The 13,603-nt window shown below is 48.9% G+C and carries 13 protein-coding genes; 7 read left to right on the forward strand and 6 right to left on the reverse strand.

Annotated features, from left to right (window positions below):
• Positions 1-56 precede the first annotated feature (56 nt).
• From GNG27_RS23450 to GNG27_RS04980, 5 genes are all read left to right on the forward strand, one after another.
• Positions 57-227 carry a hypothetical protein gene (locus GNG27_RS23450; RefSeq protein WP_197090562.1) on the forward strand — a complete coding sequence of 57 codons (171 nt, stop codon included), beginning with the start codon at positions 57-59 and terminating at the stop codon, positions 225-227.
• Positions 227-562, forward strand: coding sequence for a hypothetical protein (locus GNG27_RS04970; RefSeq protein WP_156263028.1), 336 nt, complete (start codon positions 227-229; stop codon positions 560-562). Before GNG27_RS23450 ends, GNG27_RS04970 begins: the two co-directional genes overlap by 1 nt.
• Before the next feature lie 7 nt (positions 563-569).
• Complete coding sequence (locus GNG27_RS04975) at positions 570-3,263, forward strand: tape measure protein (protein ID WP_156263029.1); 2,694 nt, start codon at positions 570-572, stop codon at positions 3,261-3,263.
• Positions 3,264-3,419: 156 nt separating this feature from the next.
• Entirely contained in the window at positions 3,420-3,647 is a 228-nt protein-coding gene (locus GNG27_RS23825) for an HGGxSTG domain-containing protein (protein WP_304599206.1), read from the forward strand.
• Positions 3,648-3,865: 218 nt separating this feature from the next.
• Positions 3,866-4,237, forward strand: coding sequence for a hypothetical protein (locus tag GNG27_RS04980; protein ID WP_156263030.1), 372 nt, complete (start codon positions 3,866-3,868; stop codon positions 4,235-4,237).
• Positions 4,238-4,674: 437 nt separating this feature from the next.
• On the opposite strand, the gene GNG27_RS04985 is transcribed toward GNG27_RS04980, so the two are convergent.
• Entirely contained in the window at positions 4,675-5,133 is a 459-nt protein-coding gene (locus tag GNG27_RS04985; protein ID WP_156263031.1) for a hypothetical protein, read from the reverse strand.
• 1,635 nt (positions 5,134-6,768) lie between these two features.
• On the opposite strand from GNG27_RS04985, the gene GNG27_RS04990 reads away from it, so the two are divergent.
• On the forward strand, positions 6,769-7,674 hold the full coding sequence (locus GNG27_RS04990; protein WP_156263032.1) for a DNA-processing protein DprA: 906 nt from the start codon (positions 6,769-6,771) through the stop codon (positions 7,672-7,674).
• A complete protein-coding gene (locus GNG27_RS23620; RefSeq protein WP_156263033.1) occupies positions 7,665-8,294 on the forward strand; it encodes a hypothetical protein in 630 nt (209 codons plus the stop codon). Before GNG27_RS04990 ends, GNG27_RS23620 begins: the two co-directional genes overlap by 10 nt.
• 429 nt (positions 8,295-8,723) lie before the next feature.
• On the opposite strand, the gene GNG27_RS05000 is transcribed toward GNG27_RS23620, so the two are convergent.
• From GNG27_RS05000 to GNG27_RS05020, 5 genes are all read right to left on the reverse strand, one after another.
• Entirely contained in the window at positions 8,724-8,912 is a 189-nt protein-coding gene (locus GNG27_RS05000; RefSeq protein WP_156263034.1) for a hypothetical protein, read from the reverse strand.
• 1,254 nt (positions 8,913-10,166) lie between these two features.
• Positions 10,167-11,141 (reverse strand): alpha/beta hydrolase, encoded by a 975-nt coding sequence (locus tag GNG27_RS05005; protein WP_370462893.1) that lies wholly within the window; start codon positions 11,139-11,141, stop codon positions 10,167-10,169.
• Between the two features lie 190 nt (positions 11,142-11,331).
• On the reverse strand, positions 11,332-11,808 hold the full coding sequence (locus tag GNG27_RS05010) for a DUF1348 family protein (protein ID WP_106992061.1): 477 nt from the start codon (positions 11,806-11,808) through the stop codon (positions 11,332-11,334).
• A 480-nt stretch (positions 11,809-12,288) separates the two neighbouring features.
• Positions 12,289-12,855, reverse strand: coding sequence for a TetR/AcrR family transcriptional regulator (locus GNG27_RS05015; protein ID WP_156263036.1), 567 nt, complete (start codon positions 12,853-12,855; stop codon positions 12,289-12,291).
• Positions 12,856-12,985: 130 nt separating this feature from the next.
• Entirely contained in the window at positions 12,986-13,561 is a 576-nt protein-coding gene (locus GNG27_RS05020) for an ABATE domain-containing protein (RefSeq protein ID WP_156263037.1), read from the reverse strand.
• Positions 13,562-13,603 lie beyond the last annotated feature (42 nt).

A 13,603-nucleotide genomic window follows, 5' to 3' on the forward strand; every position in this document is an offset into this window, starting at 1 on the left:
ATTTGTATTGCATAAATTACAATAAAGATGACTGTATAAACATCAGGGGTAACACAATGAGCAGAGAACAGATGACCGTGGCATTAGACAGGCAGCAAATGCAGGAAATACGCGAGATGCAGGAAGAACAACGCAAAAGCTCACCTGTCGGATTGGCCCCAACCATCAACGCCATTGCCCGCGCGCTGGTCGCCAAAGGGCTCGATTCTGTTAAGCGGGGTGAGTGATGGAACAACTTCAAAGACTGGCAGATGTGATCGCTGAAACATACGTCCGCGACCTGATCAGAGAGACCGGCAGCAATGCGTTCTCCGTTGACGGTGTTAGTGGAAATATTGAGGTAAGCCTTCTTTCAGCAGGCTTATACGGGAATGCTCTGTTGTCCTCACAGAAAGAAACCGGCCGCACTGATGAGAAGAAAGCTTACTGGTTGCTGGCTGACTTAATTTCCCTTGATGGCCCTGAATATCAACTTACAGACCATGGCACCAGCGCGATAAGAAAAATGACCGAGATTTCCCTGCGCAAACAGATTGCCGCAAAAAATAAAAGTATTCATTGAGGTGGCTATGAGCGAGCAGATTGGCGGTTACTATGTTGATATTGATGCTGATGTGAGAAAGCTCCTGTCAGGAGCGCGCGAAGCCGATGAGGCTTTAAAGATAATTGAAAACTCCGTTAAAAAAACGGAGAAGTCGGCTAATAAATTAGACAGCAGCCTGAATCAATTGGGGGGAGGTTTTTCGCGCCTCGCCGTAGCAGTTAAAGGATACATTTCCATCCAGGCGCTGATGAAGCTCCAGCAGGTATCCGAAGAGTTTACGTTACTCCAAGCCCGGGTCACGCGCCTGTCATCCAGCGCTGAGGTGGGGGCCAAGAACTTCCAGCAGCTGGTGAATATAGCCTCCGTTTCCGGTGCCAGCCTCGGCGATACAGTGAACCTCTGGCAACAGCTCACGGCAACTCTAAAAACCGTAGGGGCTACTAACAGCGATGTTAACCGCCTTGTGCTGACCCTGCAGAAGATTGGCACGATCGGCGGATCATCCAGCCAGGAAATGGCAAACGCCCTCCGGCAGTTTATGCAGTCCGTTGCTGCCGGGAGGATACAGGCAGAAGAATTCAACTCGGTGCTGGAACAAATGCCCGAGCTGGCCCGGCAAATTGCTGCGGGTATGGGTGTCCCATACGACCAGTTGCGGCAGTTGATGCTGGCCGGAAAGCTGGATATTGGTGAAGTTCTGGCGGCCATTGAGAAACAGTCTGCTGAGGTTAACCAGCAGTTTGAAACGATGCCTCGCACCGTTACCCAGGCAACCAATGCCCTGATAACGCAGTTTGGTGTGGCGATATCGAAAATTGATAATGCCATTGGTGCCTCGCGTTACCTTGCAAAGCTTCTGGATCAGACGGCGCTATCAATATCCTTGGCGACGGGTAATACGGATGCCGTTACTTCTATAGACGCTCAACTTGAATCACTAAATAAAAAATTAGCTGTAACCGAAGCGGCATATAACAGTGTCTCCAAAGCGTCAATTTATACTGCTGCTGGCACAAAATCACAGATAGATGCCATCAAAGGGCAGATTGCTGCTCTTGAACAGGCAAAACAGCTTTACACGGACATGGGGAAGGTTTCATCAGGTTCGACAGATGGCTCAAAACCCACCTACATCACCAACCTCGAAAAGAAAACCGCCGAGAACAACGCTAATTCGATTATTCAGTCCGGGCAAACACTCGTCGATAAGCTCATAAAGCAACGCGAGCAACTGAGCCAGTACAAAGCCAAGGGCCTGCTTGACGATAAGAAGTTCGCAGACGCAACCGCCGTGCTGGATCAGCAGATCGCCGAAGCCCGCAAAAAGCAGGATAAAGCGCCTAAAAACGCTTTTGCCCGCGGTGATGACACCATCGACTCACTGCAAAGGCAGATCGCCGTTCTGACGATGCGGTATAACGAAAACACCCGGGAGGCAGCGCAATACAATGCGGTGGCCGCGCTGGGAGCAAAAGCTACCGATGCGCAAAAAGCGAAGGTCAGCGAGCTGGCCGGCACGTTGTTTGATGCCCAGCAGCGCCAGAAAGACTTCAACGACGCGATCAGCAATGACCCGGTACGAAAGGAAAACAAATCCTATACGGACGCCAGCGAGCGGCTCAGGCGTCAGCTGGATGGTCAGATAATTGACCAGGAAGCCTACAATAAGCAGTCCGAGCAACTGGAGCAGCAGCACCAGGCCAATTTAGCGAGGATCCGGGCACAGGAGGCCACCGCAAACCCTGTAGCTGAGGCCCGGGCGGAAATTGATCCCGTTCAGCAACTGGCGAACCAGAACGCACAAAAGCTGGCGCTTATGCAGCAGTACCAGCAGCAGGAACAGGCAATACTGAAACAGAGCTACCTGCAGGGGACGCTTACTCATGACCAGTTTATTGCCGCCAAGACCGCCACGGATGAGCAGTACCTTGCGCTGAGAACGGCGCAGGAAAACCAGTTCAATGAGCAGATGACAGCGGCGCAGTGGGAGCTTCTCAGCCAGCAGGGGCTTGGGTATGACATGCTGACCAGCGCTGTTGATGCCTTTGCCGGGAACGCCTCTAACGCCATCACAGGATTGCTCACTGGAACGATGTCCGCACAGGATGCCATGCGATCTCTCGGAAATACGATGCTCAACAGCGTTGTTAACTCGCTTGTCCAGGTGGGCGTTGAGGCACTGAAAAATTTCATCATCGGGCAGACTCTGGGGGCGGCGGCAACAGCGGCAGGTACGTCACAGGCAGCCATTCTCGCTTCGGCCTGGGCACCGGCAGCGGCTCTTGCGAGTCTTGCCTCCTTCGGCGCGAACTCTGTTCCAGCCATGGCCGGGATAGCTTCAACCGTAGGGCTGTCGAAGACGCTGGCGGTCGCTGGTGCCAGGAAGAACGGCGGGCCGGTTACCGCTGATAACATGTATCGGGTCGGCGAGGGCGGCATGCCTGAGATTTACCGCGCCAGCACTGGTAAGCAGTACATGATCCCCGGAGATAACGGGAAGGTGATCAGCAACAAAGATATGCAGGGCGGTAGCTTTAATATTAGCGTTGTCTTCAACGACGCATCTTCCGGGCAGAAGATTTACGACGCTCAGGCCACTCAGAATGGCAATGGCCTGACTATCGAGGCGTTCATCGCTGATATGAATAACGGCGGACCTATCTCCGATAGTATCACCGGTAATACCACCGCAAGACGCACGCCGAGAGGCCAGGGATAAGGTGCGTTCTCGTACGGTAATGACTTATTGAGCATCCGGCAGCTGGTGGTCACGCCACCAGCCTACCCCATGAGGGGGTGACAAAAGTTGACATCGAGAGGCGGTTTTATGTCTGAAGATGAGAAGCGGAAACTATACCGGGAATGGGCTGAAGATATGGACGGACGCATACCATTTCCGGCCGCCTGCCGGGATCTGACATGCGGAGCGACAACCAGAAAAGGCACCCTCTGCAAAATTACGGCTCTCTACTCCTCTGGGCGCTGCAAATTGCATGGTGGAAGAAGTACCGGCGCAAAGACACCTGAGGGAAAGGCGAGGCAGTTAGAGGGCTATCGCCGCTGGCTGGAGAAGAAACGCAGAGGTGATGCTGGTACGCAATGAAGTACGCACACCTTGCACGAGCTATAAGACGCATCAAATTCTGGACTGTTCTGGACGGATAAAGAGGCTGTATCGCCTGAAAGGCCATACCCACTGCGGGCTACAGCGATATGACCAGCTATGCCTGTCCTAAAAAAATACATTGCGCAGTACGCAGATAGGTACGCACCAAAACAGCTCCTTTTTCACTGCGTACCCACCAACATGAGAGGTGAGTAATGGGTATTAAAGCCAGGGGAATGAATAAGGTCAGGCGCAACATCCACCGGATGATAAACGATGTGGCTGGTCGCCGGGCAGTTCGCGCCATTCATGCGGCGTTACATGAAGGTTCGATAGTCGCGGCTCTCTATACTCCGATTGACACCAGTACACTGATAAATTCCCAGTTTCGCGAGGTCGTAGCCAGCGGCAGCCGCATCACCGGCAGAATCGGTTACTCAGCCAACTACGCTATTTACGTCCAGGATCCGAATATCCCGCAGACGTTCAAACGTTCCACTGCAAAGAAAGAGTTTCTGCAAAAAGGCATCAAGGATGCGAAGCCGCAGATGTTGGACGCGATTGCGCGCGAGCTGTCGAGACGGTAATTGCGATTTACAGCCGCCAATGCTCTTCAACGGATGGGCTTAACGATGGCATCCATGCCATAAATGAAAATCAAATAACAGAAATTATCTGGATGAGGAAACTTAAGCTAATTAAGCCAAGCCCGAGAGCTTGGCCCGACTTTCTCAATTTATTCCTTTTTAGTACTTTAATATCCTCACTGCCCGTGCAGAACTCAGCAGTATGGAAAGGTTCATAACCATAGGTACATAAAGCTGATAAAGCGGATCCTATTAGTCCGGCCGCCGCTGAAATTAATTGAATATCTGATGGTGTCATAAGTCCTCCTAAGGGCTCGAAATTGAGCTGTCAAAGAAGTAATACACAACATTTAACCGTTTGAAAATATTGACGAAATCGTCAATAGCACTTTTTGCCATCACTATGGGTAACCCATCGTGATGGCTTTTGCAGTATCTCAGGCGCAAGTATGTAATGGCTTCGCTTCTAACGCCTCGGTTATGTAATCCCAGCGATCGAAATACAGCTCCTCATTAGCTTTACTTATTTTGAGCAGGGGGGCGCTGTGATGCCAAGTGGATGTTTTATATACGACATCACTGGGGACTACGAACACCTCCGGCGCTTTCTTATCATCAATGTCTTCTGACATATTGCAGAAGACAAAAAAGAAGTTGGGAGAAGCTGCGGGCATATGTTTACCCACCATCCATTGTCGGGGCTGACTACGTGCCCACGAGCTCTTAACCTGGATGCTAATGCTTTTCGAGCCATTGGCAGTAGCTATGATATCGACAGCGCTTGAACCACTTGTTGTGAGAGCGGCGCTTATGCCTAAACGAGAAAGCATGTAAGCAATGTAATATTCTCCAGCATCCCCGGCGTTCTTGCTTGAACGTTTAATCACTTCGGTCATATTCAGTCCTTACATCAATAAAGCCTGTTAAGTTCAGCGGTAGATGCATGACTTTTATCATTTCCAGCTAAAGAAACAGATAAATTTATGCAAAACCGAGGAACGGAGGCTATCGAAACGGGTAATGCTTCTAAGGCTTATCGGACGGCGTATGCAGCTGACAAGATGAAGCCGGAAGCAGTACACGTTCAAGCCAGTAAGCTTCAGGACAACCCTAAGATTGCCCTAAGGGTGACTGAATTGCTCTGGGCAGTGATGTAGTCAAGTCATGCGGTACATGCATGTTAAAACTGGTATGGTTGTTATATTAAGTTAGCGATGCATGTGTCCAATGGCGGCATAATCACCTGTGATTAAAGCCTTTATAGTTCAGGCCTGAACTGCTTTGACTCCCCAACGCAAATCGCTTCGCAGGTGAAACAGGAATTCGGCGTGGCATAACCATCCAAGAGATATCCTCACACGATCCGGCCAGGGTGACAGGGAGCGGTTTAATGATTAGCGGTCTGTCAGCCAGTATCACGGAGCTACTATTGACGATGCGGCAGATAAAGCGAAATTACCTGGACTGTATTTGACGGATTCAAATGACGTATTCAGTTGGAAGCTGCGCCAGCACTGCCCTGTAAGAGAAACGACACCATACGCCGTCAATAATTTTGAGGGGCGTCAATGTACGGATGCCGGTCACGAATGGGCGCAATACGATGCGGTAACTGCGCTTCAAGCCGCGCTGCGCGGACTTTCGAGACCAGTACGCGCGCACGCGACGATCCCACCTACGAATGCAAGCCAGTTAAGGGCTGGTGGCCTGAATCCACGCCTGACCCCCCTCATACTGCGCAAATCTACCTTACCCCATGAAGGGTTGATAAAACTTAACCTCGAGACACGTCCCAAACAGCAGGCATAAAAAAGCACCCAAAAGGGTGCCAGTGAACGTACGGACTCTCGCGCGGTGAGTGTATTTGTCCAGTATACCGCAGCTGCGCTACCAGCCGGAACAGGGTAAATATCATTTACTCAGTGGTTCGCTGCTGGTGGTTCGCACTCAGGTTCGCAAGGTTTTGCCATCTTCTAAGTGCGAACCGACAGATCTGCCAAAGGACAATAATGTCCTCTGGAAGATAGCCCGGCATTTAGATTAATCCGCGGTGGTAACGGGCCCGGCGTATGGAATGCTGAGCAACTAGCTAACCGATATGAAGGGATTCGATAAAGAGAATTTCTATTTTAGAAGGACATAGAAATGCCTACTAAGAAGCAACCTGGTAGGCCAGCAGGTGTCCTACGATGCGGATAAAGGTGGAAAAATCCCAACCCGTCCATGCTGGGTACCTGTCAAAACCTGACAATGGTTACGATAGACAGATAGTAGCAAACGTGACGATTCCATTAGGTTGATGCTGTTTACCGAGAGGGGGAGCGGATATTTATTATCTTTTTGCAGCCTGCATCCATCTTGACAGGACAACTTTGTGGCTATCGCGAAAGGGTGAGACTCAGCACTTTACAACGCGCATTATCCATAGTTATATGCAATTATTAACAGTAGTAGGTTGTTGTAGACGTCAAGCAACATTATTTGATGGGGTTCTACAACTACGGATTTTAAAGGGTAATTAGAGTAAAACTATGTCACTACTTGATTTCGCATCACACAACTCATTTGAGCGTGCTGTGTCTCCTTTCCGGGAGATGGCTGCTTACGAGGCCTTGTGGACGGAACAAGGCGCAACTTTCAAAACGATTGCGGATAAGTTTCGTCATGCTCACGGCAGCGTTTTGCCGTCTGAATTAGTTTCAGATAGCACGATCGATACCTTCAAGTCGAAGTTGAAAAGCATTCTCAACAAATACAACGTTGAGGATTTTGGCGTGCGTGTGCATGGAGCGGGAGAGTACCCAGAAAAGTTACGTGATGCCCGACATCCCATTGAGGTGCTTTACTATCAAGGCTGGTGGGACCTAGTAAATACTCCTTCAGTTGCGGTAGTTGGTTCTCGCAAAGTATCTGAGGAGGGGGCTCGAAGAACGCGGAAATTGGTAAGATGCTTGGTTAATGATGGGTTCACGATCGTGTCAGGTTTGGCTGAGGGTGTTGATACTTGCGCCCATAAGACCGCGCTTGAGATGGGTGGGAAAACAATTGCTGTCATCGGCACTCCGTTGTCGCATAACTACCCTAAGCAGAATATGGATTTGCAAAAGACCATAAGAGATAACTACTTACTCATCAGTCAGGTTCCATTCCAACGCTATTTAGATCAGGATTATCGCAGTAACCGCATTTTCTTCCCTGAACGCAATGTAACAATGTCTGCTTTAACAAAAGCAACAATTATAGTCGAAGCTTCAGATACTTCCGGAACTCTGACACAGGCAAGAGCTGCGTTAGCGCAGGGCAGAAAGCTATTCATTTTGGAATCATGCTTCCAAAACCCATCGATCTCTTGGCCTGCCAAGTATGAAGCGCAGGGAGCTATCAGGGTTAGGGATTATGATGATATCCGTAAAAATCTGGACCTTTCATGCGTCTGACGATTATTGATGAGCTTACGCGCGGTCAGCACTATCATTTAGATGATGATGACCGCTGCTACTTTTTTGGTGAGTACACAGCACGTCAAGGCTATGGTTTCAGCGCTACAAATGATTTAATTCATAACTTCAAAAAGGGCGTTGAAAGGCGGGGGAGAGCTGAATATCAATACAAAGTAGCAGCGATCAAGCGCACTGCTGAGTTAATAACTACTATCAGCAATACAGATGTTTTGACATTTGTTCCCATTCCGCCTTCAAAGTGCCCTGCAGACCCCCTTTATGACAGTAGGCTGATTAATGTATTAGAGCTCTGCCAGCAAAATAGACCAGGCTTCGATTTTAGAGAGCTAATTACTCAAAAAGCCTCAATGCCAGCCTCACATTCTACTGGTAACCGACCGACTCCCGAACAAATAGCACAGAATTATATCTTCAACCATGCAGCTGCGATCGGTATAAGGAACAACATCGTTATCTTTGATGATGTTTTGACAGCCGGAAGCCATTACAAAGCAATGAAAACTACGATCAGGCTACATTTACCTAATCATTCAATAATTGGTGTTTTTGTTGCCAGGACCGCAAGGGAAGCCGAGTGGTTAGAAGATTTACTTTGAGTGTGCAGAACGGCAGACTGGTACTTTAATACATTTGCTCTCTGGCATCGCCTGTCGCGTCGGGTGCTGGAAATTCACTACCAAAAGACAAGAATTTACTTTGACAAACTCCCGAAAAGTGATGTTTCCAAAGTATCTATTACTGCGCTGCTTTAGCGTGCGTCTACTAGTTTTTCCAATGCCGTGCTGTGAATATAGCCGCACCGACTGATGATTTGCCCTGCGGATGTTCAGCATCGAAAAGCATGCCTGTATGATTTGCATGCCAATTGTATTGGCTGACAGAGGGCGACGCCAAAAGAGGATAAAAGTCTTTTTTAAAGGGCAGGATTCTACCCTTTATGAATTAATCCGCATCGTCACCGGCCAGCGGCCCAATTACCTTTATTCGCCTTTACATTTTTGCCCGGGGGATCGCTCTAATGGCCCTTAAATATTGCGCTGGACGGCAATTAACGTTGATGTAGTGCAAAGGTCAGTTCCGGTATCCAAAAACGGGGTATCCACACTGGTATCCACCAGAATGGCACTGGCAGACCGGATACCAGCGTCGATAACCAGCACCAGTAACCACTTCTGGTAACCAGAGCGCCAGGTTTCCACAGGAGTGGTTTCCATACTGGTTTCCGGCAGAACGCTGGTTGCCAAACGTGAGGTTGCCAGGCAGGTTGCCACCAGAACGCGGGTTAACAAAAAAGAGGTTAACAGGCAGGTTAACAGCAAATCATGGCTCTAAAGGTGGGGGCGGCAGTCCGTTTACCAGTGGTGACGCCGTTAACCAGAAATGTGAGATATTCGCATATTTACATCACTGGGATTGAGGGATGTTAATGGCGACCACCACCACTAAAGCACCATAACAGCATCAGATTAGTACTGTGCCGCTCAATTAATAATCAAAAAAGAGAGCGGCGCTCTAAAAAGCTTGGGATAAATTGGCTTTTTTTGGGATAACTGGGATAACCTTGGGATAAACTTAACCGCATAAGCAATTGATAATATTTGTTTATTTTGAAGTCATCCCGTTATCCCAAGAAAAACGGTACTTTTCTGCTTATATAGAGAATTGCGCGAGCAGGAGAGTTACTCTGGCTGGCAGCAGCGGGTGACCACCAGCCTGAGGAACACACCATGACGCCACGCCAAATAGAGTTGCTGACCATTTCTAAGCTCGAGCATGACGGCCACCAGCTCTGCCCGGCAGAATGCGGGAATTAAAACGCCAGTTGGCAGAGGCCCTAGGCTCAAAATAGGCGCAAGTGCGAATTCTTCCATTGAAGGTAATCGCTCAACAACCAGCGAGAACTACGACCGAATTTGATGGGGCCGGGCAGATAACCCTTTTTTATCTGCTTGTAAAAGTACCTGGAGGTGAAGCCAGAATCATTGGTCATGTACAGCATGTCTATTAAGGATGTTGGTTCAAGTTGTCTACTCATGATGTATCCCCATAGATTTGGTTAACAGAATTTTTTGTATTGGTTGAATTATAGACAATTGGTAGGTGCGAAAATCAATGTGGGGGTACATTTGGGGGTATGTTAAAAATTAAAAATTAAATAAATGATTAAAAATCATTATGTTGAGTGATTGTATTTCATTCCTATTATCGCACCACTCAAGCATCTCTCAACGTCCACTCAAGCTCCCCAAAATCCCTGTTACTCTGAATCTATTACTCGTATTCCAGCGTCTACTGATATGCCCGCAATTTACATGCATCTGGGGTAGATGCGGGGGCATATGCTGTTCGGCCTACAAAGATGAACATGAGTTTCAGAGGACAATGAGCGAATCAGGCAACCGGCACAGGAAGACGGGGGAAACCTGTAGAGAATGACCAGCCGGTAAGCCCCGCTGGTCGCCTTGTCATTATTTCAAATGTTCTTTCAGCTGATAACCCGCCTGACCAATAGCAGTCCGTACGGCAGGAACGTCGCTCAGCGCGTTCAGCAGACCATAATCATGGATTAACCCGTTGTAACGCGTAACCGTCACGTCTACACCCGCGGCGTCAAGTTTGCGACCAAAAGCCTCACCTTCATCGCGCAGCACATCAAGTTCAGCAGTCTGAATCAGCGTGGGTGGCAACCCTTGCAACTGTTCTGTTGTTGCTCGCAGCGGAGAGGCAAGGATGTTATTTCTGTCGCTCTCATTGGTGGTGTAGGCGTCCCAGAACCACTTCATCATGTTGCGCGTCAGAAAATAGCCGTTTTCATACTGATTATAAGAATCGGTATTAAAATTCGCGTCAGTTACAGGCCAGAGCATGACGTCATAGCGAATTGCAGGCGTTTTATGTTGTTTGGCCTGAAGCGCTACGGCCGCTACCATATTACCGCCGACGCTGTTACCTACCAGCGCCAGGCGTTTGCCATCAACGCCAATTTCACTACCGTTCTCGGCTACCCAGCGGGTTGCGGCATAAGCCTGATTAATTGCAACAGGGAAATGCGCTTCCGGGGAGGGTGTGTAGTTGACAAAAACGGCCGCCGCTTCGGATGCATTTACCAGATCGCGAACCAGACGCTCATGTGTCGGGAAATCGCCCAGGACCCAGCCGCCGCCGTGGAAGAACATAAATACCGGCAATGTTCCCGTCGCGTTATGAGGCTTCACAATATTCAGTGTTATTTTTTGCCCATTAACCTCAATCGTTTTTTCATTGACGTCGGCCGCAGGCAGCGTTACCCCTTTTTGCGCATCGATCAGCACCTGACGTGCTGCCTCAGTAGACAATTGCTCAATGGGCTTCCCTCCGCTTCCGTTTAGCGCATTCAGGAATTGTTGAACATGACGTTCTGGGCCTGCTGTATCAGCAAAGCTGTTGGCTGAAACAGCAGCCATTGCGACAGACAATAACGCGGATTTGATATTCATAGTGTCACCTGATTAATAATACATGCCAATATTTTGTGTGCTTTTTACATGAGCGAACCGTCGGGCTTATTACTATCTGATAAGCCCTGGGCATTATTTGAAGTCGACAAGCGCCCGACCAGGACAGTAGCCGGGCTTTGCGGAATAAAGCGGGGCGTTACAGTCCCAGCTCAGATAACCCTGGATGATCGTCCGGACGACGTCCCAGCGGCCAGTGGTATTTGCGCTCGCTTTCCTTGATAGGCATATCATTAATACACGCGAAACGACGTTGCATCAGACCATCTTCGCCGAATTCCCAGTTCTCGTTGCCGTAAGAACGGAACCAGTTACCTGAATCATCGCGCCACTCGTAGGCATAACGGACTGCAATGCGGTTGCCGCCAAAGGCCCACAATTCTTTAATAAGACGGTACTCAAGTTCCTTTTTCCATTTGCGCTCAAGGAATCCTTTGGCTTCCTCGCGATTATTGGCAAATTCTGCGCGGTTACGCCATTTGGTATCCAGGGAATATGCCAGCGAGACCTTTTCAGCGTCGCGGCTGTTCCAGCCATCTTCAGCAAGCCTTACTTTTTCAATCGCTGATTCAAGCGTAAACGGCGGAAGGGGCGGACGGATTTGTGCATCAGACATGGTAAAGACTCCTGTAAATTTGGATAGACCGGTATGACTTGCTTTTCGGGACTTAGACATAAATCCTCCCCTGTTATTTAACGCCCCTGGTATCCCTGATGGTTCTACATTATCCATTAGCGCTGACATTCATTTGCAGAGGGTTCGTCTTGTCTATGAATTGATGGTAGAACGATCGTTCTACCTCGTCAAGATAGTATTTTTGAAAATGATTAAAAAAACAAAATACCGCTATTGAAGTCTATTTATTTTTGTTTAATAACAGTTACTTGTAGTGGTAATTGGTGGCGGGGTATAAGGTGGCGGAAAAATGAAATGCGATAGAATCGTTACGTTTGGATTAACGATAATAAAATAGTCGATGTGAAGTGATACTATTCCCGAGGGCACTCGGGAATGAAATGAATTACATATATGCCAGAGCCTCCAGTATAACCGGATATTTCAATGAGTATTGCATCCCTGGAATTCAGGCCTCTTTTATGAGTCCTGTTTTAGTAACAGCTGAGCAATATCTTTGGCATCATCCGCGGCGCTGTAATCGCCCATAACATGTGACATGGTGATAGCACCTTCAATCAATAACAGCAGCTGCCTGGCCAGGGATGAGGAGTGATCAATATTCAGCTGGCGGGTAAGTTCAAGGGCGTAATCCAGTATTTTTTGTTTATGCAGCCTGGCAATCTGGCGAACGGGATCGGCACTGTCACCCACTTCCCCCGCGGTATTGATAAATGCGCACCCGCGATAGCCCTCTGACTCAAACCATCCTTTGAGCACGGTGAACATATTCAGGATGCGCTCCTGCGGCGTATCCGCTTTGTCGCACTCAGTCCTGAACCACTCCATCCAGCGTACATCCCGGGCGTTCAGCGCGGCTGCCGCCACTTCGTCTTTGTTGGCGAAATAGCGATAAATACTTTTGCGGGCCACACCTGAAGTTTTTACAAGAAGATCCATACCGGTGGCATGAATACCGTTCTGGTAAATCAGTTGTTCAGCGGTCGCGAGAATTTTTTCTCGTGTGTCAGTCGTGTTTTTGTTCATAGGTTAATGGTAGAACGATCGTTCTCCTCGGTCAAGGGTTCGTCAACACTCTTTTTGACCCGATGGGTTAATGAGATGGGTGCGGTCAGCCTGAACGCGTCAACTAGCGCAAACCAGGCGACCAGAATCGCTATGAACCCTTTCTGTTTCGGTATGCCGCCACTTTCATGCGATTACCGCACGTCGCCATACTGCACCAGCGGCGGCGATGCGATTTGCTCAAATCATGGAAAAGCAAAATACAGTTATGGGCTTCACACTGCCTCACGTATTCAAACTTGTCGTCAGTGACCAGTTTCACCAGTGCATCAGCAATGGGCCAGAGCAGGCCTGCGGAGCTAAGCGCATTTGAACAAACATCAACACGGTATCGCTGTGTATTTTCATCCCATTGCAGCGCGATCTCGGGACGTCCTGCCTGCAGCACCTTGTTAATCACCGTCAGGTTAGCCGCAACGGATTTCATCGCGGCGTGGACCACTGCTCTGGCGGCATCGCGCAGCTGACGGGCTTCAAACAGTAAGTCATCGGGTGCCTCAGTGCCTTTCGGCACAAGGCCTGCCGTTTCCAGCCAGTCGATAACGCTGAGATTGTCTTCAAAACAATCATGCCGCTCCTCACCTGTCCCATATTCACTGTTAATAAAATCCAGTGCGAGGTTATCGGCCAGGAAGAGAGGCGGAGAAGAGGGTTGCTTGATTTCCATACTTACCTGTAACTCATAAAATCATTTTGACAGGTTACCAAA

The organism is Leclercia sp. 119287 (assembly GCF_009734485.1).
Classification (GTDB): domain Bacteria; phylum Pseudomonadota; class Gammaproteobacteria; order Enterobacterales; family Enterobacteriaceae; genus Enterobacter; species Enterobacter adecarboxylatus_C.